Origin of the sequence: Paenibacillus flagellatus (assembly GCF_003217775.1) — a bacterium.
GTDB classification, from domain to species: Bacteria; Bacillota; Bacilli; order Paenibacillales; family NBRC-103111; genus Paenibacillus_AB; species Paenibacillus_AB flagellatus.
In genome coordinates, this window is record NZ_QJVJ01000002.1 from 27,064 (window position 1) to 47,933 (window position 20,870).

At 60.7% G+C, this 20,870-nt stretch carries 23 protein-coding genes; 16 read left to right on the plus strand and 7 right to left on the minus strand.

Going from position 1 to position 20,870, the window contains the following annotated elements:
* The first annotated feature begins 153 nt into the window (after window positions 1–153).
* Complete coding sequence (locus tag DLM86_RS03850; protein WP_110838665.1) at window positions 154–612, plus strand: SRPBCC family protein; 459 nt, start codon at window positions 154–156, stop codon at window positions 610–612.
* Window positions 613–970: 358 nt separating this feature from the next.
* Here DLM86_RS03850 and ilvD read toward each other — a convergent pair whose 3' ends face one another.
* Window positions 971–2,656 (minus strand): dihydroxy-acid dehydratase, encoded by a 1,686-nt coding sequence (gene ilvD / locus DLM86_RS03855; protein WP_110838666.1) that lies wholly within the window; start codon window positions 2,654–2,656, stop codon window positions 971–973.
* Window positions 2,657–2,907: 251 nt separating this feature from the next.
* On the opposite strand from ilvD, the gene mobA reads away from it, so the two are divergent.
* The 4 genes from mobA to DLM86_RS03875 all read left to right on the plus strand — a co-directional run bounded on the left by mobA (window position 2,908) and on the right by DLM86_RS03875 (window position 6,391).
* Entirely contained in the window at window positions 2,908–3,513 is a 606-nt protein-coding gene (mobA, locus tag DLM86_RS03860) for a molybdenum cofactor guanylyltransferase (RefSeq protein ID WP_110838667.1), read from the plus strand.
* 91 nt (window positions 3,514–3,604) lie between these two features.
* Window positions 3,605–5,551, plus strand: a complete 1,947-nt coding sequence (locus tag DLM86_RS03865; protein WP_110838668.1) for a putative bifunctional diguanylate cyclase/phosphodiesterase — start codon at window positions 3,605–3,607, stop codon at window positions 5,549–5,551.
* 95 nt (window positions 5,552–5,646) lie between these two features.
* Window positions 5,647–6,051, plus strand: a complete 405-nt coding sequence (locus DLM86_RS03870) for a phage holin family protein (protein WP_110838669.1) — start codon at window positions 5,647–5,649, stop codon at window positions 6,049–6,051.
* A gap of 157 nt (window positions 6,052–6,208) precedes the next feature.
* Complete coding sequence (locus tag DLM86_RS03875; protein ID WP_110838670.1) at window positions 6,209–6,391, plus strand: hypothetical protein; 183 nt, start codon at window positions 6,209–6,211, stop codon at window positions 6,389–6,391.
* A gap of 55 nt (window positions 6,392–6,446) precedes the next feature.
* Here the strand turns inward: DLM86_RS03875 and DLM86_RS03880 are convergent, their stop codons facing one another.
* Window positions 6,447–6,881, minus strand: a complete 435-nt coding sequence (locus DLM86_RS03880; RefSeq protein WP_158289309.1) for a LytTR family transcriptional regulator DNA-binding domain-containing protein — start codon at window positions 6,879–6,881, stop codon at window positions 6,447–6,449.
* Window positions 6,882–7,287: 406 nt separating this feature from the next.
* On the opposite strand from DLM86_RS03880, the gene DLM86_RS31990 reads away from it, so the two are divergent.
* The 3 genes from DLM86_RS31990 (at window position 7,288) to DLM86_RS03890 (ending at window position 8,701) form a co-directional block, all read left to right on the plus strand.
* Window positions 7,288–7,428: a hypothetical protein gene (locus DLM86_RS31990; protein WP_158289310.1), complete on the plus strand. Its 141-nt coding sequence runs from the start codon at window positions 7,288–7,290 to the stop codon at window positions 7,426–7,428.
* A gap of 10 nt (window positions 7,429–7,438) precedes the next feature.
* Window positions 7,439–7,870, plus strand: a complete 432-nt coding sequence (locus DLM86_RS03885; RefSeq protein ID WP_110838672.1) for a DUF86 domain-containing protein — start codon at window positions 7,439–7,441, stop codon at window positions 7,868–7,870.
* 204 nt (window positions 7,871–8,074) lie between these two features.
* Entirely contained in the window at window positions 8,075–8,701 is a 627-nt protein-coding gene (locus DLM86_RS03890; RefSeq protein ID WP_110839166.1) for a helix-turn-helix transcriptional regulator, read from the plus strand.
* A 75-nt stretch (window positions 8,702–8,776) separates the two neighbouring features.
* Here DLM86_RS03890 and DLM86_RS03895 read toward each other — a convergent pair whose 3' ends face one another.
* Complete coding sequence (locus DLM86_RS03895) at window positions 8,777–9,427, minus strand: bifunctional 4-hydroxy-2-oxoglutarate aldolase/2-dehydro-3-deoxy-phosphogluconate aldolase (protein WP_110839167.1); 651 nt, start codon at window positions 9,425–9,427, stop codon at window positions 8,777–8,779.
* A 165-nt stretch (window positions 9,428–9,592) separates the two neighbouring features.
* Here DLM86_RS03895 and selD point away from each other — a divergent pair, with 165 nt between their 5' ends.
* The 4 genes from selD to DLM86_RS03915 all read left to right on the plus strand — a co-directional run bounded on the left by selD (window position 9,593) and on the right by DLM86_RS03915 (window position 12,820).
* Window positions 9,593–10,675: a selenide, water dikinase SelD gene (gene selD / locus DLM86_RS03900; protein WP_110839168.1), complete on the plus strand. Its 1,083-nt coding sequence runs from the start codon at window positions 9,593–9,595 to the stop codon at window positions 10,673–10,675.
* Between the two features lie 5 nt (window positions 10,676–10,680).
* A complete protein-coding gene (gene mnmH / locus DLM86_RS03905) occupies window positions 10,681–11,736 on the plus strand; it encodes a tRNA 2-selenouridine(34) synthase MnmH (protein WP_110838673.1) in 1,056 nt (351 codons plus the stop codon).
* A gap of 207 nt (window positions 11,737–11,943) precedes the next feature.
* Window positions 11,944–12,423 (plus strand): DUF948 domain-containing protein, encoded by a 480-nt coding sequence (locus DLM86_RS03910; protein ID WP_110838674.1) that lies wholly within the window; start codon window positions 11,944–11,946, stop codon window positions 12,421–12,423.
* Window positions 12,416–12,820: a YtxH domain-containing protein gene (locus tag DLM86_RS03915; RefSeq protein ID WP_110838675.1), complete on the plus strand. Its 405-nt coding sequence runs from the start codon at window positions 12,416–12,418 to the stop codon at window positions 12,818–12,820. Before DLM86_RS03910 ends, DLM86_RS03915 begins: the two co-directional genes overlap by 8 nt.
* Window positions 12,821–12,895: 75 nt before the next feature.
* On the opposite strand, the gene DLM86_RS03920 is transcribed toward DLM86_RS03915, so the two are convergent.
* Complete coding sequence (locus DLM86_RS03920; RefSeq protein WP_110838676.1) at window positions 12,896–14,011, minus strand: phosphodiester glycosidase family protein; 1,116 nt, start codon at window positions 14,009–14,011, stop codon at window positions 12,896–12,898.
* Between the two features lie 88 nt (window positions 14,012–14,099).
* Window positions 14,100–15,920 carry a putative bifunctional diguanylate cyclase/phosphodiesterase gene (locus DLM86_RS03925; RefSeq protein ID WP_110838677.1) on the minus strand — a complete coding sequence of 607 codons (1,821 nt, stop codon included), beginning with the start codon at window positions 15,918–15,920 and terminating at the stop codon, window positions 14,100–14,102.
* Window positions 15,921–16,392: 472 nt separating this feature from the next.
* Here DLM86_RS03925 and DLM86_RS03930 point away from each other — a divergent pair, with 472 nt between their 5' ends.
* From DLM86_RS03930 to racE, 3 genes are all read left to right on the plus strand, one after another.
* Complete coding sequence (locus DLM86_RS03930) at window positions 16,393–16,833, plus strand: disulfide oxidoreductase (protein WP_245954344.1); 441 nt, start codon at window positions 16,393–16,395, stop codon at window positions 16,831–16,833.
* A gap of 66 nt (window positions 16,834–16,899) precedes the next feature.
* Window positions 16,900–17,928: a polysaccharide deacetylase family protein gene (locus DLM86_RS03935; RefSeq protein ID WP_110838678.1), complete on the plus strand. Its 1,029-nt coding sequence runs from the start codon at window positions 16,900–16,902 to the stop codon at window positions 17,926–17,928.
* A 161-nt stretch (window positions 17,929–18,089) separates the two neighbouring features.
* Complete coding sequence (racE, locus tag DLM86_RS03940) at window positions 18,090–18,905, plus strand: glutamate racemase (RefSeq protein ID WP_110838679.1); 816 nt, start codon at window positions 18,090–18,092, stop codon at window positions 18,903–18,905.
* Window positions 18,906–19,019: 114 nt separating this feature from the next.
* On the opposite strand, the gene DLM86_RS03945 is transcribed toward racE, so the two are convergent.
* Entirely contained in the window at window positions 19,020–19,397 is a 378-nt protein-coding gene (locus DLM86_RS03945) for a DUF3054 domain-containing protein (RefSeq protein ID WP_110838680.1), read from the minus strand.
* 99 nt (window positions 19,398–19,496) lie between these two features.
* Between DLM86_RS03945 and DLM86_RS03950 the strand changes: the two genes are divergently transcribed.
* Window positions 19,497–19,733, plus strand: coding sequence for a hypothetical protein (locus DLM86_RS03950; RefSeq protein WP_110838681.1), 237 nt, complete (start codon window positions 19,497–19,499; stop codon window positions 19,731–19,733).
* A 4-nt stretch (window positions 19,734–19,737) separates the two neighbouring features.
* Here DLM86_RS03950 and ytvI read toward each other — a convergent pair whose 3' ends face one another.
* A complete protein-coding gene (gene ytvI, locus DLM86_RS03955) occupies window positions 19,738–20,835 on the minus strand; it encodes a sporulation integral membrane protein YtvI (RefSeq protein ID WP_110838682.1) in 1,098 nt (365 codons plus the stop codon).
* Between the last annotated feature and the right edge of the window lie 35 nt (window positions 20,836–20,870).

The window sequence follows — 20,870 nt, forward strand, 5'->3', positions numbered from 1 at the left end:
GGCGCGGATTCGCCGGTTGGAACGATAAGGAGCAAGGAAGAGCCGGTTGCCGGCTCTTTTTTGTTGCGGCGGGATTGTTCCGGATTATGGTACAATGGTTTCCGCGCGAGGTGCTCGTCGCCGAGAACGCTTACTGGAAAGGAAGATGCCGGCATGCCGGTCATTCGAACGGAGCTGTTCATCCGCGCCCCGATCCGGCGCTGCTTCGATTTGGCGCGGAGCATCGACATCCATATGGAATCGACCGCGAAGACGAAGGAACGGGCGATCGCCGGCGTCACGACCGGTCTGATCGGCTTGAACGAGACGGTCACGTGGGAGGCGGTCCATTTCGGCGTCAGGCAGAAGCTGACGTCCCGCATCACCGAGCTTCGCGAGCCGTTTTGGTTCGTGGACGAAATGGAGAGCGGCGCGTTCAAACGGTTTCGCCATTCGCACGAATTCGTCGAGCGGGACGGCGGCACGCTCATGACCGACTCGTTCGATTACACGTCCCCGCTCGGCCTCCTTGGGAAAGTGGCGGACGTCCTGTTCCTCGAGCGCTACATGCGCAGGCTGCTGCTGGAGCGAAACTTGTATATCAGGCAGGTCGCCGAGCGCGAGAGCGTGTAGACGTCGCCGGCGCACGGATAATAGGGGAAAGCTCGTGGAACACGAGAGCCGTGCCACAATAACCGAGCGAAAGCGCATTTCCTTTATCTTACCCCCAACCCAAACGAAAAACCCGGCTTTTGGCCGGGTTTTTCTGTCGATAAAGTCCAAAGAGAACGATGAAACACAGAATGGGGCGGCGGAGATGTGCGGATAGCGAAGCGACTGACTTTAAAATCGAGTTCTATCCGCTATGTTCAAAAGAAGGAACTCGATTTTAACGGAAGAGGAGCACATTCCGCGGCCCCATGTCTTTTCCCTGCTTCGTCTCTTTGCCGATTTTATCGACTACCTCTATCCGGCAAAGCCGGGTTTTTCGTTAAATCTTCATGACGCCGCCCGTGCTCGCCGACGTAACCAGCTTGGAGTAGCGAGCCAAGTAGCCGGTTTTCACCTTCGGCTCGAACCCTTTCCAGTTCGCCTTGCGGCGCTCCATTTCCTCGTCGCTGATCTGCAGCTCGATTTTCCGGTTGACGAGGTCGAGCTCGATGATGTCGCCGTCCTCGACGAATGCGATCGGGCCGCCTTCGGCCGCCTCCGGGGAAATGTGGCCGATGCTGATGCCGCGCGACGCGCCGGAGAACCGGCCGTCCGTAATGAGGCCGACTTTGGCGCCCAAGCCCATGCCGACGATTTGCGACGTAGGCGCGAGCATTTCCGGCATGCCCGGTCCGCCCTTCGGTCCTTCGTAGCGGATGACGACGACGTGGCCTTCCTTCACTTTGCCGTTGGCGATGCCGGACAGCGCCTCTTCCTGCGAGTCGAAGCAGATCGCCGGGCCGACGTGACGGCCGCCTACCGATTTGTCGACGGCGCCGACCTTGATGATCGAGCCGTTCGGAGCCAGGTTGCCGAACAGGACGGCCAAGCCGCCTTGCTCGCTGTGCGGGTTGTCGATCGGACGGATGACGTCCTTGTTCAAAATTTCGCAGCCTTCCACGTTTTCGCGCAGCGTTTTGCCGGTAACGGTGATCAGATCGCCCTTCAGAGCGCCCGGCTTCTTGAACAGCTCGTTCAGGATGGCGCTGACGCCGCCCGCGTTATGCACGTCCTCGATATGGTAATCGGAGGCCGGCGCGATTTTGGCCAAGTGCGGCACGCGCGAAGCGACTTCGTTGATCCGCTCGATCGGGTATTCGAACCCGGCTTCGTGGGCGAGCGCGAGCGTATGCAGAACCGTGTTCGTCGAGCCGCCCATCGCCATGTCGAGCGCGAACGCGTTGTCGATCGCGTCGATCGTGACGATGTCGCGAGGCTTGATGTCCTTCTCGATCAGCTCCATGAGCTGGCGGGCGGACTTCTTGACGAATTCGCGGCGCTCCGGCGCTACGGCGAGAATGGTGCCGTTGCCCGGGAGCGCCAAGCCGAGTCCTTCGGCGAGACAGTTCATCGAGTTCGCGGTGAACATGCCGGAGCACGAGCCGCACGTCGGGCAGCCGTATTGCTCCAGCTCCTGCAAGCCCTTCTCGTCGATTTTGCCGGCTTGGTAGGCGCCGACGCCTTCGAAGACGGACGAGAGCGAGATCGACCGGCCGTCGCTCGTCTTGCCGGCTTTCATCGGGCCGCCGCTGACGAAGATGGTCGGGATGTTGACGCGAAGCGCGCCCATCATCATCCCCGGCGTTATTTTGTCGCAGTTCGGGATGCATACCATGCCGTCGAACCAGTGCGCGGAGACGACCGTTTCGAGCGAGTCGGCGATAATTTCGCGGCTCGGCAGCGAATAGCGCATGCCGATGTGTCCCATGGCGATGCCGTCGTCGACGCCGATCGTGTTGAATTCGAACGGCACGCCGCCCGCTTCGCGGATCGCTTCCTTGACGAGCTTTCCGAATTCCTGCAAATGGACGTGTCCCGGAACGATATCGATATACGAGTTGCAAACGGCGATAAACGGCTTGTCGAAATCTTCTTCCTTCACGCCGGCGGCGCGCAGCAAGCTGCGATGGGGCGCGCGGTCGAAGCCCCGCTTGATCATGTCCGATCTCATTTTCGGTTTGGCCATTACGAATGTTCCTCCTTGGTTAAGAACGTAGAAGTAGTTCGGCGATAAGCGTCGAATGAAATACCTGACCTCTATTCTATCAAAAAAGCGGACATTTTGCTCGTTTTAATCGCAGAGCCGGGAAGCCGCGTCTCGGACCGGGTTCCCAAGTCCGCAGCGGGAAGTGTGACGAAAGTTACAACGTCCGGTTTCTCCGCGCCGTATAATGGTGCCCGAAACCGAAACGCCGCGAACGAAAGGAGAATCGTCCCATGTTGACCGGAGTCGTATTGGCCGGCGGTGAAAACCGCAGAATGGGCGGCAAGCCGAAGGCGCTGCTCGAATTCGGGGGGGAGCCGATGATTCGCCGGCAGCTCCGCCTGATGGCCGGCGCTTGCTCGGAGCTGCTCGTCGTCACGAACGATCCGAGGCTGCTGCTGTCCGAAGTCGATCGGTCGGTCCGGATCGTAACCGACTATTACCCCGGCAACGGGCCGCTCGGCGGCATTCATGCCGCCTTGTCGCTCTGCCGGAGCGATTACGCGTGGATCGTCGGCTGCGACATGCCGTTCGTGTCCGCCGATGCGGCCGGGGTGCTGCTCGAGGCGGTCCGGGAAGCCGGCGCCGATGCCGCCGTTCCGTCCGTCGGCGGCAAGCTGCAGCCGCTGCACGGCGTGTACCGGACGAACTGCGCGGAGGAGGCGGAGCGGCTGCTGCGCGAGGAAACGTACCGGGTCATGGAATGGATCCGTCGCATCCGCCACGTCGTCGTGAGTGACGACCGGTTCGCCGGAACCGGAATCGACACCCGGTTCGCCGTCAACGCCAATACGCCGGAGCAGTGGGACGAGGCGCGGCGGCTGGAGCGGGACGGCTGAACGGAATCGCGGGCCGGCCGTCGGCCCCGGCCGGGAATGCGAAAGCACCGGCCTTACGACCGGCGTCCGCCCCGTCTTCGGAGGGATCGACATGAATCGAATCGAAAACGAACGGTCCGTGACGGGCTGGGTGTTCCGCACGTTCGTCCTGTTCGGCGTGTTCGCCTTGATCGCGACCGTCGTCATCTACTCGGATGCCGCCTCGCTGATCGCCGCGGACGACAGGGCGGCGCGGTATTCGGAAGCGCGGCTGTTCGCCGCGCTGCTGGCGGCGCTCGGCTTCGGCGGGCTGGCCGTATACGCCGCCGCCCGATCGTCGATTCGCCGGGCGGCGCGGCTGCTCGAGGCCGAGCGGAAACGGCTCGAGATGGCGGAAACGTTCCGCCGCTCCATCGCCGTCCTGCCGAACGCCGTCTACCGGTGCGAGAAGCGGCCGGACGGCCGTGCGGCGTTAACGTATCACGAAGGCGCGACGGCGGAGAGCACGGGGTTGACGACTGATGCGGTCGCAGGCCGCGCCGTGGCCGACTTGTTCCCTCCGGCCTATGCGGGGCCGCTCGTCGCCGCGTTGGAAAAGGCGTTTCAAGGGGAGCGGGCGGAATGCGACGCCGAGCTCGATGACCGGATCTACCATCACGTCGTGAAGCCGATCCGTTCCGACGACGGCGCGATCCGGGAGGCGGCCGGCTACGCGACGGACGTGACCGAACGGAGACGGGCGGAGGAGCAGGTGCGCCGGCTCGCTTATACCGATTCGCTGACGGGACTGCCGAACCGCGTCCGGTTCCGGGAGGAGCTCGATGCGGAGGTGCGGAGGGCGGCGGACGCAGGAAGGCCGTTCGCGGTGCTGCTCATCGACCTGGACGATTTCAAGCAAATGAACGAAACCGAGGGCCACGACGCCGGAGACGGCATGCTCGTCTCGGTCGCGGAGCGGCTGAAGGCGGCGCTTCCGCCGGCGTGCGTCGTCGCGCGGCTGGGAGCCGACGAGTTCGCGGTGCTGCTGCGCGAAGGGTCGGATCGCCCCGCTATCGACGCGGCGATTCGCGACGTGCGCGCCGCCTTGACGCGGCCGTTCCGGCTGGCCCACTGGGAGCTCGCTTGGACGGCAAGCATCGGCGTCAGCCTGTATCCGGTCGACGGGCCGGACGGAGCGTCGCTGCTCGTCAGCGCCGATCTCGCCTTGAACCGGGCGAAGAGCAAGGGGAAGGACGGGGTCGAGTTCCATACGCCCGATATGGACATAACGGTGGCGCGCGAGGTGGAGCTGCATGTCGAGCTGCGCAAGGCGCTCGACGCGGGCCGGTTCGAGCTGTTTTACCAGCCGCAGACGGATTTGCGCACGGGGGCCCTCGCCGGCGTCGAAGCGCTCGTCCGGTGGAACGACCCGGTCAAGGGGTACGTGCCGCCGTCCGAATTTATTCGCGCCGCGGAGGAGAGCGGCCTGATCGAACGGCTCGGGGAGTGGACGATCGAGGAGGCGTGCCGGCAGACGGTCCGGTGGAAGCGGCTCGGGCTGCCGCCGGTGCGGATGTCCGTCAATTTGTCCGCCCGGCAGTTCCGCGGGGAGGACTTGTATCGGAACGTCCGCAGCATCGTGCGCGAAACGGGGGCCGATCCCCGGCAGCTCCTGCTGGAAATTACGGAGAGCGTCTCGATGCAGGACGTTCCCCGGACGATCCGGATCATGAACGAGCTGCGGGGAGAAGGCATCCGGTTCGCGATCGACGATTTCGGCACGGGGTATTCGTCGCTTCAATATTTGCGCTCCTTCCCCGTCCGCCATTTGAAGATCGACCGCTCGTTCGTGACCGACCTGCTGCGAGCCGGCGGATCGGAGCCGATCGTCAAGTCGATCCTCGATATGGCGGGCCATATGGGACTGGACGTCGTCGCCGAAGGCGTGGAGACGGAGGAGCAGTGCCGCAAGCTGCGTCAGCTCGGCTGCGGGGAGGCGCAAGGCTTTTGGTACAGCCGGCCTCTCCCGGAAGCCGAGGCGACGGCGTTCCTTTGCAAGCTGAAGGGGGACTCGGCTTAAACCGCGACGGCTCGAACCGGGACCGCTTGTCCGCTACGGGCCCGTCACCGTTCTATCAGATTTCGCATAACCTGATAGAAACGGGAGGGAGGGCCATGAGAATGCAATTCGGACTGAATGCGGGCGTGGGAGTCGCGGGGGCGGTGTTGAACTACATGTTCGGCGGATGGAACGAATTGCTCGACCTGTTCCTGCTCCTGATCGTCCTCGACTACGCCACCGGAATCGCCGCCTCGATCAAGACGGGCAAAGGACTGAGCAGCGCGAAAGGGTTCTGGGGCATCTGGAAAAAAGGAATGATGCTGCTTGTCGTCATGGTCGGCCACCGGTTCGATCTGGTGCTCGGCACGGATTTGTTCATGGTCGGCTTCATTTATTTTTATATGGCCAACGAGCTCGTTTCGATCGTCGAAAATTGCGGGGAGCTCGGCTTCCCGCTTCCCGGCGGCATCCGCCGGCTGATCGAAGCGTTGAAGGACAAAGGGGACGGACGTCACTGACGTTCGTTCTATTTTTTTATAAGAAAATGCGAAGCGACCGTAACATTTTTTCACCGGCGCACGTATAGAATATAAAGGCGGGTCCGAATGGACGACTTAGCCGAATGCGTGTTAACGCTCGACCCGAATTCATCGGAAGAAGGAGGCTTTCCTATTTATGCCTTATTTTTTGAGCTATAAAGGGAAAAAGCTCGGTTCGCCGCTGTCAAGGCACGAAGCCGAGGAGAAGCTTCTCGTCATGAGCCGCTGCTTCCAGCAGCTCGAAATCGTCAAGGACAGCTCGCAGTCTGCCGGGGCGCCTGCGGCAGTCGTGCCGTTCGCGGTCGGGGACAAAAAATAAAAGAACCTTTGCTTCGGAAAGGTTCTTTTTTCATGTTCGGGATCGATTGGCGATCTTATTCTTCCGAAGTGCGGGGGAGGATGCGGAAACTTTCGTTGGACGGCTTAGCCGTATATTCCAGACTCGTGTTCGTGTTGTTCGCGATCGCGCGGGAGATGACGTTCTGGAACAGCTTTTGCTTGATGAAGGCGACGGTGGCGTACTTGCTGTCTCCGGTCGGATTTTCTTCGAAGTAAACCTTGCCTTGCTTGTTGTCGAGCTTCTTGATCTTGTTCAGGTTGACGAGGTTCGTCTTGTCCAGCAAATCGAAGCCGTTGTCGAAAAAATGATCGTACAGCTCGGACAAGGTCGACATGTGGTAATATTTCTCATCCAATGTATGATAGACGATGTTGCGCTTCTCGATATTGATGTACAGCACGTCGTTCAGATCGAGCAGGACGAGCTCCGTTTCTTGCTCGCCTATTCTTCTCAGGACGGGGATTACCATAATCGTTTCCTCCGTAACAGATTTACTTGCCTCCATTTTACAACATTTCCCAAACGTTGACAATCCCTCTATCGTTTCGCTATTCGTCCCACTTTTTGGAGTAGCCCTTGTTCAACGCGTAAATAAAAATGCCGATAATCGCGACGGTCAGCAGGCCGAGCACGATCCAAACGCCGATCATGATGAATTCACCGCTTTCGTTAACGCTTTCGCTGTCAATACGTTTACTATACACGATTTTTGTTGAAAAAGGTATATTTGCTAGGGAAAAAGGAGAATTCAGGATGCCCGGCCGTTTTCTTGACGGTGGACCTCGCCGCCGCTAAACTGATAGGGACGAGACCGGACGTCCCGCGTCGGCAACGGGCGGGAAAAGACGGTTCGACCGGTGGGAAGGTGACATAACGTGGGTCCATGGCTGTTGGAATCGAAGGTGGAAATGAAGGACGTCGGCGAGGCGATGTTCGTCGTGCTCGTCGTCGCGCTGACATTCGTCGCCGTCATCGTATGGGCGAAATGGAATAAACGCAAGCGGAGCGGAAAGTAGGGATCCATTCATGTATTACGTCAATGAAGAACAGATCGGGGAACGGCTGGCGTTCATTCCTTCGCTGGCCGAGGCGGCGGACAAGCTGAGCGCGTCGTGGCGGGAAGGCGGGCCGGACGTGCTGCTCGCCTTCGCCCAGGAGCGGCTGCTCCATCTGGCCGTCGAGCTCGTCACCGACGTCGGCAGCCTGCTCATCGACGGGTTTTTGATGCGCGATGCGAGCAGCTACGAGGATATCGTGGACATCCTTCGCGTGGAGGGGGTATTCGGGGACGAACTGTCCGAGCCGCTGCAGGCGATCGTCCGGCTCCGCAAGCCGCTCGTGCAGGAGTACGCGAAGCTCGACCGGAGCGGGCTGCATCCGCTCGTCGGGAAGCTGCCGGACGTGCTGGCTTCGTTCGGCGAGTCGGTCCGAGCGTTCATGGCGAAGGAGCTGGCTTGAACGCAAGCTCGCAGGAGGGGCGTTTCCGGGAATTCCGGTTAGGGCGATCGGCGTCGCGCCGCGTCGTCATCGGGTTCCGTCGGGAACGCCCTATTTTTGAAACAATGTTGTTTCTTAATTTACTTATGTCTGAAAATACGATAAAATGTCGGTAAGCGAACGTCCGAACGAGGCGCGCTATTGGACACCGGGGGGTGGCTGCGGATGAACATGGAACAAGATTCCTCCACTAGAAAAACGATTCTCACCATGCTGAAGACGGGAGGCCCTCTCGGCGTAGGCGAAATGGCCAAGCGGCTCGGCATTACCGAGATGGCCGTACGCCGCCACCTGAATACGCTCGAGCGGGACGGCTACGTCGGCTCGCAGATCGTCCGGCAAAGCATGGGCCGGCCGATGCACGTATACCGGTTGACCGAAGCCGCCGACGATTTGTTTCCGAAAAATTACCATACGCTGACGCTCGACTTGCTCGGCGAGCTCGCGGACGACGAGGACGGCGTCGGCAAGCTGTTCGACAAGCGCAAGGAGAAGCTGCTGCGGAAGTACGAGCCCGAGATGGAGGGCAAGCCGCTCGAGGAACGGGTCGAGAAGCTCGCGGACATCCAGAACGCGAACGGCTATATGGTCGAATGGGAAAAGACGGGCCGTGGCTTTGCGATTACGGAATACAATTGTCCGATCTCCCAGGTGGCGAACCGGTACAACGAAGCTTGCGAATGCGAGCAGCGGCTGTTCGAGGGCTTGCTCGGCACGAAGGTCGAGCGGACGGAATGTTTGGCCAAGGGCGACGGCAAGTGCGTCTATCATATCCAGACGAAGCCTCGATGATCTTCTGCAAAAAAACGGACACCGGATTCGTCCGCGCCCGCTTACGGGCACGGATCGAATCCGGTGTTTTTGGCGTTACGACGGCAGGGCGAATGGCGCGGTCCGCTGGACGAGCCGGGCGGCCCGTTCCCGTATGAGATCGAAACGTCCGGCCTCGATCTCCTTCCGGTTGATGACGGAGCCGCCGATGCCGACCGCGTAGCAGCCGATGCGCATGAATTCGGCGATGTTGTCCGCGTCGACGCCGCCGACGGCGATCATCGGGATGTGGCTTAGCGGCCCTTGCAGCTCCTTGATGTAGCCTTGTCCGAGGCTCGCGCTCGGGAACAGCTTGACGGCCGTCGCTCCCGCCTTCCAGGCGCGCACGATTTCCGTCGGCGTCATCGCGCCGGGGAAGACCGGGACGTCGGCCTCCGCGCATCGGCGGATGACGGCCTCGTCGACGTTCGGCGTGACGACGAACGACGCGCCGGCGTCCAAGGCGACCTGCAGGTCCGCTTCGTCGAGCACCGTGCCGGCGCCGATAAACATCCGGTCGCCGAAGGCGCGCTGCAGCCGGCCGATCATGCCCGGCGCACCCGGCGTATTGAGCGTCACCTCCATGACGGTGACGCCGCCGGACAGAAGCGCCTCCGCCAACGGCTCGACGTCGTCTTCGCGCACGCCCCGGACGATGGCGACGATGCGCGTACGGCGTATTTCGGACAATCCTTGCTCGCGATTCATCATTCGATCGAGCTCCTTTGCTGACGTTTGTCCCCATTATACCCGCCGGCGCCCCGAGCGTCTAACGGTTCCCGGCCGCGGTCAACTTTTATTTCGAGACAAACTGTGCTACGCTCACTTATAAAACGACCGTTCGAATCGAAAGGGGATACGACCATGAGCGACATGCAGCAACCGTCGCAACGCGTGAAATTGACATCCTTGTCTTCGAAAGGAGGCTGCGGCTGCAAAATCGGTCCCGCCGATCTGGCCCAGGTGCTGCGCGAGCTCCCGCCCGGCGTGCCGAACCCCGACCTGCTCGTCGGCTTGGATACGAACGACGACGCCGGCGTCTACCGTCTGACGGACGAGCTCGCCCTCGTCCAGACGGTCGACTTCTTCACGCCGATCGTCGACGATCCGTACGCCTTCGGCCAAATCGCCGCGGCGAACGCGCTGAGCGACGTCTACGCCATGGGCGGCAAGCCGCTGACGGCGCTCAATATCGTCGCGTTCCCGATCCATAAGCTGGACAAGTCGATCCTCGCCGACATTTTGCGCGGGGCGGGCGACAAGGTGAAGGAAGCCGGGGCGACGCTCGTCGGCGGCCATTCGATCGACGACAACGAGCCGAAGTTCGGCATGGCCGTCACCGGTACGGTGCACCCGGGGCGCATCCGCACGAACGCAGGCGCGAAGCCGGGCGACCGGCTGCTGCTGACGAAGCCGATCGGAGTCGGCATCTTGACGACGTCGATCAAGAAGGACCAGCTGTCGGCGGAGGAAATCGAGCGCGTCACGCGCGTCATGGCGACGTTGAACAAGACGGCCGCGGAGACGATGGAGCGGTTCGGCGTGAACGCGTGCACCGACGTGACCGGCTTCGGGCTGCTCGGCCACGCGTCGGAGATGGCGAAAGGAAGCGGCGTCGGTCTGACGCTGTACCGGCCGAACGTGCCGGTGCTGCCGCGCGTCCGCGAGCTGGCGGAGGCGGGCTTCGTGCCGGGCGGGACGAAAAACAATTTCGGCCACGTCCGGGACGGCGTCGAATTCGCCGAGTCGATCGATACGATCGGGCAGTGGATTTTGTGCGACGCCGTCACGTCCGGCGGCCTGCTCATCGCCGTGCCCGAAGCCGAGGCGCGCGCGCTGCTCGCCGCGCTGCGCGAGGCGGGCGTCGAGGCGGAGGCGATCGGCGAAGCGACCGCGGACCGGCCCGGAACGATTCGGGTGCTGGACGAGCGCTGGACCGAGTTCGAAGGAGTATGACCGCCATGTTCCAAGATATCGACGTCGGGAAGCTGCTCGAGCTGCAGAAGCAAGGGGAGCTCGCGCTCGTGGACGTACGGTCGCCGCAGGAGTTCGAGGAGTCGACCGTGCCGGGCAGCGTGAACGTCCCGCTGTTCGACGACGCGGAGCGCGCCGAGATCGGGACGCTGTACAAGCAGGTCAGCGTGCAGGCGGCCAAAGACCGCGGCCTCGAAATCGTTTCGGCCAAGCTGCCGGACTTCGTCCGCTCGTTCGCGGCGATCCCGGGGCGAAAAGCGGTGTTTTGCTGGCGCGGCGGCATGCGCAGCCGGACGACGGCGACGCTGCTGTCGCTGATGGATATTCGCGTCTACCGGCTGGCCGGAGGGTACCGGGCGTTTCGCAGGTGGGTCGTCGAGACGCTGGAGCAATTCGAATTCAAGCCGCGCGCGATCGTGCTGAACGGCAACACCGGGACGGGGAAGACGGACATTTTGCACCGTTTGGCCGCAGACGGCTATCCGGTGCTCGATCTGGAAGGGATGGCCGGCCATCGCGGGTCGATTTTCGGCCAAATCGGCATGAAGCCGAACAATCAAAAAACGTTCGAGGCGCTGCTCGCGCTCCGGCTGCTCGAGCTGAACGACAAGCCGTACGTCGTCATGGAAGGGGAGAGCAGACGGATCGGCAAAGCGTGCCTGCCGCCGTTTCTCGTCGAGGCGAAGGAGCGGGGCGAGCAGCTGCTGCTCGAGCTTCCGCTCGCCGAGCGGGTCCGCCATATCGTCGAGCGGTACGAGCCCCATCGGCATAAGGCGGAATGCATCGAGGCGTTCGGTCGGATCCGCCGGCGCATCCATACGCCGATCGCCGCGGAAATCGGCCGGGCGATGCACGAGGACCGGTTCGCCGACGCTTGCGCGCTTCTGCTCGAATCGTATTACGATCCGCGCTACGAGCACGCCGTTTCCTCGTATGCGGACGGGAACGTAACGGTCGTGCGCGCGGAGACGGTGGACGAGGCGTACCGGCTCGTGAAGGAGCGGCTCGAGGCGCCGGCCGAAGCGGGAGCCGGCGTGAAGTGAGCGGACGGCAATCCGCTCCGGTTGTCCGTAGGGGCGACCGGGGCGGTTTTGTTTTTGGGGACGATTCGCGTACCGGCTTTCGGACTTTTTTTCAAAATTTTTTCATGTCCGCTGTGTCAAACGGCTTCCGATGAACTTATAATAAAAGTATGAACTGGGCATTCGTCTAGGAATCGGGTTGCCATACCGTAGGAGGGGTGAAGCGTTTTGATCATCGAAATAAGCGTTGCCGTCATCGCCGCAAGCGTCGTCGTACTCGTCGCCTACCTCGTCGCCACCTTGCAATCCGCCCGAGCTTCCCTGAAGCAGGTCAACGAGACGTTGACCCAGCTCGACGCGAAGGTGGAGACGATCAGCCGCGAGACGGTGAAGCTGATGCAGTCGACGCAGCAGATCGCGGACGACGTGCAGGGCAAGATGAAGTCGATGGATACGCTGTTCCGCTCCATCGGGCAGGTAGGGGAGTCGGTCCATCAAATCACGAGCTCCGTCAAGCAAGTGTCCGCCACCGTATCGAACTCCGTCCGGCTCGCCGGCGACAAGGTAAACCGGGAGCGGGACCAGGTCGCCGAGCTGATGGAATGGGCGACGCTCGGCTTGCAGGTGTATCGCAAGTGGCAAGCCCGAAAATCCCGGACCGATACGCATCCCAAAAGTCCATCGGAAAGGAATGAGAGCGATGTCTGAACATAACGGAAGAGGGAAAGACTTTTTGCTCGGCGCGATCGTCGGAGGCGTGCTCGGTGCGGTAACGGCGCTTCTGCTCGCTCCGAAGTCGGGCAAGGAGCTGCGAAAGGATTTGTCCGAGCAGGCGCACCGCGTCAGCGAGAAGACGCTGGAGTTGGCCGAGACGGTCGGGACGAAGACGCACGAGATCGCCGAGACGGTCGGCGCCAAGACGCAGGTGATCGCGAAGCAGGTGTCGGAGCAGACGGGCGAATGGGTGCAAAAGGCGAAGGAAGTCGTCGAGACGGTATCCGACGAAGTGAGAGCGTGGAAGGATGCGCGCCGGGAAGTGGCGGCAACCGGCGAGGAAATGATGCCGGCCGACGCCGACGTGCTGGTGCGCCGCCCCTTGAAGTAAGGAAGTCGAAAGCCCCGGGACGCGAAAACGCGACCGGGGCTTTGCTGTTCATGGCCGCGCCGACGAGGCCGGCGTTTACCATTTCGAGGAATCGAACTTGCTCATGTCGATCCCTTCCCAAATGTTGCGGATATTCGCCTTCTCCGGGTGCTCGAATACGAGGAAGGCGGTGGGCAAATACCGTTCGCCGTACGGGCTCGCCGGCTTGTTGACGATCTCGTTGTTATGGACGAGGACGGTGGACGAGCCTCCGTCGAGATTGGCGGCGATGACGGCGCCCTTCTCCAGAAAAATTTGCTGCACGTCGTACAGCGTAGCGCCGATGCTGTGCGTCTGGCGACCGTCGATGATGGCGAACAGGATCGTGCCGTCCGCCGTCTGGGCCATGCACGTCCGCGGCGCGATGCCCCAGCCGCTGGCTTGGTCCTTGATCAGCCCTTTGCCGTCGACGATGAACTGCGGCGAGAACGTGACGGCCTCCTGCACGCCCATGGCGATCATCTCGGACGGCTTGTACTTGCCGGCGACCATGCGGCCGTTCTTGTCGATGCCGACGATCGGAGTCGGCGTATTCGACCCGCCGTCGTTGTAAAACATTTTGCCTCCCGAGATGACGATGCCCGTCGGCTGGAAGCCGTTGCCCTTCCATTCGGGGTCGACGAACCCTCCGGCGTTCACGCCGGCGATCGCCCCGGTCCGCTTCACCATGCTGGACACCTTCTCGCCTTTGCCCACTTTGTCGGGGACGACGAGACGAATTTTTTTCGGGTCGTTCACTTTCAGCAAATAGCCTTTGAATTTCGCGCCTTCGATCGGCTCGATTTCGACCGTTTTCTTCTCCTGCTTGATCAGCTCGGTCGGGGTCGGAACGTTGACCGTGACCGTGCTTTTCATCTCGGACATTTCCTCGAACCGCTTCATGTACATGGCGACTTGGCTCTCCAAGCCGTCCTGGCCGATCAAATATTTCGCCCAATGCCGATGCTGGGTCGTAATGAGCGTGTCGGCCATCATGTAGCGAAGCTCCCGGCCCCAGGGCGTCAAATAAAACCAGCCGGCGAACAGGAAAGCCGATATTCCGACGACGATCGCGAAGTTGCGCAGCCACCGCAGACGCGATTTCCGCTTCTTCCTTCTCGGCGGAAGCGGGGCGGCGGAAGCGCCGGTACGTGCGACAGGTTTCGATGCCATTGCGGTTCCTTTCCATAGCGAAAATAAACGATTCCTAATCAATAAACGAGGAAAACGGAAAAAAGTTTCATCGTTCGCGATCGTTCGCTTAAGGAAGAACCTCCGACAAATTGCGTCTCGTCCGCATCATCCGTTCGAATTCGTCCGCCGGCAGCGGCGTGCTGAACAGGTAGCCCTGGATTTCGTCGCATCCGAACCGCCGCAAAAATTCGAGCTGCGCCTTCGTCTCGACCCCTTCCGCCAGCGCCTTGATGTTGAGCTGGTGCGACATGGCGATCAAGGCGGTCACGATGGCGGCGTTCTCCTCGTCCGTCGTCAGCTCCTTGATGAACGATTGGTCGATTTTGAGCGTATGGACGCGGAACCGCTTCAAGTAGCTGAGCGACGAATAGCCGGTTCCGAAGTCGTCGATCGAAATTTGCACGCCGAGCTCGCGAAGCTTGGCGATCGTTTCGATCATCGAATTGACGTTTCTCATCGCCACGTTTTCGGTAATTTCGAGGCACAGCTGCTTCGGGTCGAGACCGGTTCGTTCCAGCGTTTCCTGGACGAGCTGGACGAAGCCGGGCTGCTGGAACTGGTTCACCGAGATGTTGACGGCCACGACGAGCGGCGGGAAGCCGCGGTCGGTCCATTCGCGGTTTTGCCGGCACGATTCGTACAGCACCCAGTTGCCGATCGGCACGATGAGGCCCGTCTCCTCGGCGAGCGGGATAAATTCGCCCGGCGATACCATGCCGCGCGTCGCGTGCTTCCAACGGAGCAGCGCCTCCATGCCGTATACGTCGCCGGTCGCCAGGTCGACGATCGGCTGGTAGTGCAGCGAAATTTCGCCGCGGTCCATCGCCTTGCGCAGGTCGATCTCGAGATTCAGCCGCTCGAGCGAGCGCATGTTCATCTCCGAGCGGTACAGCTGGTACGTGTTGCCGCCCTGCTCCTTGGCGCGGTACATGGCGGTGTCGGCGTTTTTGATCAGCGTATCGGCGTCGGTCCCGTCCTGCGGGTAGACGCTGATGCCGATGCTGGCGGTAACGTACAGCTCGTGCTCGCCGAACGAGAAGGCGTCCCGGAACAGGTCCGGAATGCGGGCCGCGAACGACGATATTTCGTCGAGGTGCCGGATGCCCGTCAACAAAATGATAAATTCGTCCCCGCCGAAGCGGGCGACGGTATCTTGGGGCCGGACGCTCGCCTCGAGCTTGTCCGCCCAATATTTCAACAGCTCGTCGCCGATCTGGTGGCCGAGCGTATCGTTGATCACTTTGATCCGGTCCAGGTCGATGAACAGGACGGCGAGCATATCGCCCGTCGATTCGGCCGCGCGGAACGCCTCCTTCAACCGCTCGTGGAACAGGAGCCGGTTCGGCAGGTCGGTCAGCGCGTCATGGTAAGCCATATGTACGATTTGCCGTTCGGCTCTCTCGCGTTCCGATACGGCCCGGATCGTGGAGTAGGAGCGGTTGAACCGGCCGTCGCCATGCGCGTCGGCGATGTCCTTCATCCGCTTTTCGAACGTACTGTCGCGAAGTCCCTCCTCTTCTTTGCTCAATTTGGCCAGCCGCAGCATTTCCATCACGTTCTCGACGTGCTCCTTATGGATTCGGGCTGCGGAAGCTTGCTTCGTCGTTTTCAGATGGCGATCCCCGAAAAATACAGCTCCTTTCTTCGAATCGTATTCGGCGACGTGGTTCATGTTGACGACGTTCGTCGTATCGATCAGCCGGAATCCGTCCTCGAACAGCCATTCCTCCAAGCTTTCCAGCGACAAGTCGAGGTAATACTGATCGGATTTCGTATGCACGATGTAATCCCGATCCCGGACCTTGTCGATTTTGACGATATCGCTCGAGGAAATGATGAGGATGTCGGATCCTTTTTTACCGTCGCGGGTCACGGGTATTTTCTGCATGTCGTTTCAGCTCCGGGAAATCTGGATAGTTGTCGCACAATTATTTTACGACAAAAGGCGCAAAACCTGTATAGGAGAATAGTCACGATGGGGCGACACAATAAACCCGGTTCATGCCGGAAAAACCGTATCCTTCAAGGATTATTCGACTTTTTCCGTATCGTCGAACGGGGAGGCGTGCGGTGCGAAAGTCGGGAATAATTGTCGATTTTAGTCGAAATCGGGACGCTTGTCAACGCCGGAATCGCAGGTTCGAGCCTTCGTCCTCCAATCCGTCCGTACCGCCGGCATCGTCCGCACGAACAAGCCGACCCCTTTCCCGTTTTCGATGCTTCCGGGAAGGGGGCCGATCCACTATAATGGAGACGAGCGGACTTTCGCTTCGATGAACGTACGCGATCGGAACGCCGTCCGAACCCAAGCGGACCGTTCCACGGCAAGCCGCATCCCGTTAACGCAAAGGAGAATACCGGTGAAATTCCGCAAATTCATGAACGAAAACGCCCTCCATCTCTCGTGGGCGATCGCGCTCGTCGCGACGCTCGGCAGCCTGTACTTTTCCGAGGTGAAGGGGTATTTGCCGTGCAAGCTGTGCTGGTATCAGCGCATCCTGATGTACCCGCAGGTGTTCCTGCTCGGCATCGCCGCCGTCCGCAAGCAGCTTTCAATCTACGTCTACGTGCTGCCGATGACGGTGCTCGGCGCGGGCATCTCGACTTACCATTACTTGATGGAGAAGACCGACTGGTTCCCGTCCAATTCGTTCTCGTGCGGCATCGTGCCTTGCGACGCGGAATATATCAACTGGTTCGGCTTCGTGACGATTCCGTTTCTCGCGCTCGTCGCCTTCGTCCTCATCTCGCTTCTTCATATCGCGCTTTGGCGCATTCAGCGCGGCGGAAAAGCCGATTAATCCGCATTTCTCGACAGGAAAACGACGGACGATGTCGAATCCTTTAGTCGGAGAGGGAGGGATTCGATGCGCAAAGCCAAAGTGCTGCTGGCCGTCATGTTATCCGCGGGGACGGTGCTGTCCGCCTGCTCCGATTCCGGGGAGCGGACGCCTCCGCAAACCGCCCCTTCGGGCGAGGTGAAGGCCCCCGCGTCCGGTGATGGCGGAAGCGCGGCGGGGGGCGCGAAGCCGAACGCCGGAGGCGGTACCGTCGCTCCGCCGGCCAAGGCCGAGGAGAAGCCCGCCGAAGAGCCGAAGAAGGAGCCGGACCCGAAGCCGGTGCCGAAGGACGAACCGAAGCCCGAGCCGAAAACGGAAACGCCCGCACCGGAGAAACAGCCGGAGAAGCCGGCCGTCAAGCCGACGACAGCCGAGACGAAGGCGGTTTCCTGGTACTACATGAAGAAGAAGAAGGGCGAGGTGCCCGGCTTTCCCGCGGAAGTCAAACAGCTTAAGCCGGAGCAAAAGGCGGTATGGGTCGGAACGGGCAAAAAAGTATATTTGACGATCGACGTCGGCGGCGAGCTGCTCGACTACAAGACGCTGCTGGCGTCGTTGAAAAATAACGACGTGAAGGCGACGTTTTTCGTAACGGGCTACAACTTGAAGAACAATCCGGATTACATCAAGCTGCTGCTCGAGGAAGGGCATACGGTCGGCAATCACTCGATTACGCACAAAGACTTTACGACCTTGACGGACGACCAGGTGAAGAAGGAGGTCGCCGAATACGAGAAGCTGTACAAGGACATTACCGGCAAGGAGCCGACGAAATATTTCCGGTTCCCTTACGGCAAATACAGCCTGCATTTGCTGTCGCTGATGTCCGATCTCGGCTATACGTCGTACTTCTGGTCGACGGCGATGAAGGATTGGGAGCCGCGCAAAAACGGGGCGGACGATCCGTTCAACGACGTCACCGGCAATTTGCACGACGGCAACATCATTTTGATGCATCAGGCGTCGAAGGAAAACATCGAGGCGATGGACCGTATTCTGAAAGAAATCAAGAAAGAAGGCTACGAATTCGGCACGCTGGACGAATTGCAGAAGTGACGACGGACCCGGGCGGGGAAGCGCCCGGGTTTTTTGCGCTCTCCAACCGGCGTGAGCGGCGGCGAGACCCCGTCAAACGCCTATCACGGGTACGTTTCCGAGCGGGCGCTCATATGGTAAGATGTAGCCTTCATTCTACCGAGATAAAGGAAGCGAGTGACGTGCAACGAGCGATCGCGATATTGGATTCCGGGGTCGGGGGGCTGACGGTCGCCAAAGAAGTGATGCGACAGCTGCCGCAGGAAGAAATCATTTACTTCGGCGATAATGCGAGAGCGCCGTACGGTCCCCGGGCCGCAGACGAAGTAATGGAGTTCACGGAGCAAATCGTAGGATACTTGCTTCAATTTCAACCGAAAATGATCGTCATCGCCTGCAACACCGCAACGGCGATCGCCCTGCAGCGCATCCGGTCGCAGGTCGATATCCCCGTGGTCGGCGTCATCCACCCGGGAGCGCGGGCGGCGATCAAGAAGACGAAAAACGGCTGCGTCGGCGTCATCGGTACGGAAAATACGATCCGCAGCGGCGCTTACCAGCAAGCGCTCCAGTCGATCAGCCCGACGATTCAGGTCGTGAGCCTGGCCTGCCCCAAGCTTGTGCCGCTGGTGGAAAATCGGATGTTCCGGTCGGAGGAGGCCCGGCAAGTCGTCGCCGAATCGCTTCGGCCGTTGGCGAACAGCCCGATCGATTGCCTCATTCTCGGCTGTACGCATTATCCGTTTTTGGCTCCGGCTTTGTCGGAGGTCGTCGGTCCGCGCGTGTCGCTCATCAGCTCGGCCGACGAGACCGCCCGCGAAATCAGCGCCATCCTGTATCATCGCGGGCAGCTCGCGCAGTCGGGCAAGCTGCCGGTCCACCGCTTTTTTTGCAGCGGCAATCCGGGCGTCTTCCAAGCCATCGCCCAGGAATGGCTGGGGGAACAGATCCGGGTATCGCCCGTCATGTGGCAAATGACCCGGCTTTCGGCCGAGTAAGAAGAAGCCGCTTCCGCCAAACGGATCGGGCCGCGTACGCAGGTTGTCGGACTGCGGTGCGCGGCCCGATCCGTTTGGGAGGGCGAGGTTATGTTCAAGAGGGGGAGTTACCGCTCAGCGACCGATCCGCCGAACGATCAAAGCGCAGGCAAGCCGCCACACGGACATAAAGGCGGCGATCAAGGGGAACGCTACGACGGCGAACGAACCGTTCGGCAGCCGGCCGAGCCAGACGGAGCGGAGCAGCAAGCCGAGCGGCACGGCGACCAGGCAGGTGAGCAGCGCATACAGCACCGCCTTGCCCGGAGCGGATACGGTCCGGGACCGGTACGTCCGCAGGACGCCGAGCGCGACGGCCCAGGCGAGCGCGAACGGAAGAGCGGTTTCGAGCGCGGCGGACAGCGAGAACGTCATCGCATGGTCGTGCCGGCCGATCAGCACGAACAGGAAGAGGACGAGCAAGTCGCCCGCTACGAGCCATTTGACGGGCATGAGGATCTCCTTCTACGGTGCCGGAAGCCCGCATACAAATTTTTTTTGCGAAAAACCCGCATACTAACGAATATCGATGAACGAGGGGGAGAAAGCCGAATGCTGCGGAAGCTGCTGTCGTACAAGCATTGGAGCTTGGTCGTGCGCCGCGTAGGCCGGCTGCTCGCGTCGCCGCGCGTCCCGGTCAGGGAGAAGCTGCTGTTCGGCGTTCCCGTCCTGCTCTATTGGGTGCTTCCGGATGCGCTCCCGTTCGTGCCGATCGACGATATCGCGGTGACGCTGTTCGCGATGAACGTATTCGCCGGCCGGGCCGAACGGAAGTACGGCTTGAAGTGACCGGCTACACCGCGCGCTTGTCGTATTCCTCCTCGGGAAGCCGGATCCAGCGGCGCAAATAGCCTTGATCGTACAGCGCCTTGATCAGAATGATCAGCACCGGCGACAAAATGACGCCGGCCACGCCGAACAGCGAAAGCGAGACAATCATGAACGCCAGCATCGTGAAGGCCGATACGCCGAGCGAATCGCCGGTAATTTTCGGCTCGAGAATTTGCCGGGTGCCGATGACGACGGCCAGAAGCACCGTTAGCCATATAGCCAGCTTGACGTTGCCGACGACGAACAAATAGATGATCCACGGGATGAACACGGTCGATACGCCGAGCAGCGGCAGCACGTCGAAGATGGCGGACAACAGCGCGATCGAGAACGCATTCTTCACGCCGAGCAGCAGCAGGGCGACGAAGATGACGGCGAACGTCAGCGCGATCAGCTTGGACTGCGCCTTGATATACGTGACGATGCCCTTCAACACGTTCTCCCTGAGGAAAAAGAACGCGGTCTTGAACGTCCGCGGCGTCTTCTCCGTCGCAAGGCGCTTCCAAGATTCGATTTCCACGCTCAAGAAATAAGCGAGGATGATGCCGATGGCGAAGTTGAACACGAACGACGACACCGACGTCAGCATGCCGAACAATCCGCCCAAAAACGCGGTCGCGAGCGCGGCGCCCTTGTCGGTTACGACGGTCGAATATTCCTTCGTCCGGTCGATCCAATCCGGGGGGAGCGCGTCGAGCTTCGACTGCCAATATCCCATATTGTTGACGATCTGCTCCTGCAGAATGCGGGCGTAGTCGGGAATTTTTTGCGTCAGCTGATAAATTTGCGCCGTGAAAATCGCCCCCGCCCCGATAATGACGCCGAGCAGGACGACGACGAACAGCAGCGTCGAAATCGACGTGGCGATCGACTTTTTCAGCCCTTTGCGGTTCAAAAACCGCGCGAACGGCTCGATGATCGCGAAGATGACGAACGCGAGGAAAATCGGCGTGGCGATCCGGTACAGGTAGCTGAACGCCAGCATGAACAAGTAAACGGTCAACACCATCAAGCCGATGTCGAACACGGTCTTGTAATATTTTTTATAAAACGATAGCATCGCTTCACCTCGGGTTCGGAGTTCGTACTCCCATA

Bases quoted from the DNA above. Each gene is read 5' to 3' on its own strand.
- DLM86_RS03890 (WP_110839166.1), top strand. From the start codon at position 8,075: ATGAACATGGAACAAGATTCCTCCACTAGAAAAACGATTCTCACCATG.
- DLM86_RS03865 (WP_110838668.1), top strand. From the start codon at position 3,605: ATGAATCGAATCGAAAACGAACGGTCCGTGACGGGCTGGGTGTTCCGC.
- DLM86_RS03850 (WP_110838665.1), top strand. From the start codon at position 154: ATGCCGGTCATTCGAACGGAGCTGTTCATCCGCGCCCCGATCCGGCGC.
- DLM86_RS03880 (WP_158289309.1), bottom strand. From the start codon at position 6,881: ATGGTAATCCCCGTCCTGAGAAGAATAGGCGAGCAAGAAACGGAGCTC.
- mnmH (WP_110838673.1), top strand. From the start codon at position 10,681: ATGTTCCAAGATATCGACGTCGGGAAGCTGCTCGAGCTGCAGAAGCAA.
- DLM86_RS03915 (WP_110838675.1), top strand. From the start codon at position 12,416: ATGTCTGAACATAACGGAAGAGGGAAAGACTTTTTGCTCGGCGCGATC.
- DLM86_RS03875 (WP_110838670.1), top strand. From the start codon at position 6,209: ATGCCTTATTTTTTGAGCTATAAAGGGAAAAAGCTCGGTTCGCCGCTG.
- DLM86_RS03945 (WP_110838680.1), bottom strand. From the start codon at position 19,397: ATGCCCGTCAAATGGCTCGTAGCGGGCGACTTGCTCGTCCTCTTCCTG.
- DLM86_RS03920 (WP_110838676.1), bottom strand. From the start codon at position 14,011: ATGGCATCGAAACCTGTCGCACGTACCGGCGCTTCCGCCGCCCCGCTT.
- selD (WP_110839168.1), top strand. From the start codon at position 9,593: ATGCAGCAACCGTCGCAACGCGTGAAATTGACATCCTTGTCTTCGAAA.
- DLM86_RS03925 (WP_110838677.1), bottom strand. From the start codon at position 15,920: ATGCAGAAAATACCCGTGACCCGCGACGGTAAAAAAGGATCCGACATC.
- DLM86_RS03935 (WP_110838678.1), top strand. From the start codon at position 16,900: ATGCGCAAAGCCAAAGTGCTGCTGGCCGTCATGTTATCCGCGGGGACG.
- DLM86_RS03950 (WP_110838681.1), top strand. From the start codon at position 19,497: ATGCTGCGGAAGCTGCTGTCGTACAAGCATTGGAGCTTGGTCGTGCGC.
- mobA (WP_110838667.1), top strand. From the start codon at position 2,908: ATGTTGACCGGAGTCGTATTGGCCGGCGGTGAAAACCGCAGAATGGGC.
- DLM86_RS03895 (WP_110839167.1), bottom strand. From the start codon at position 9,427: ATGAATCGCGAGCAAGGATTGTCCGAAATACGCCGTACGCGCATCGTC.
- ilvD (WP_110838666.1), bottom strand. From the start codon at position 2,656: ATGGCCAAACCGAAAATGAGATCGGACATGATCAAGCGGGGCTTCGAC.
- ytvI (WP_110838682.1), bottom strand. From the start codon at position 20,835: ATGCTATCGTTTTATAAAAAATATTACAAGACCGTGTTCGACATCGGC.
- DLM86_RS03870 (WP_110838669.1), top strand. From the start codon at position 5,647: ATGAGAATGCAATTCGGACTGAATGCGGGCGTGGGAGTCGCGGGGGCG.
- DLM86_RS03885 (WP_110838672.1), top strand. From the start codon at position 7,439: ATGTATTACGTCAATGAAGAACAGATCGGGGAACGGCTGGCGTTCATT.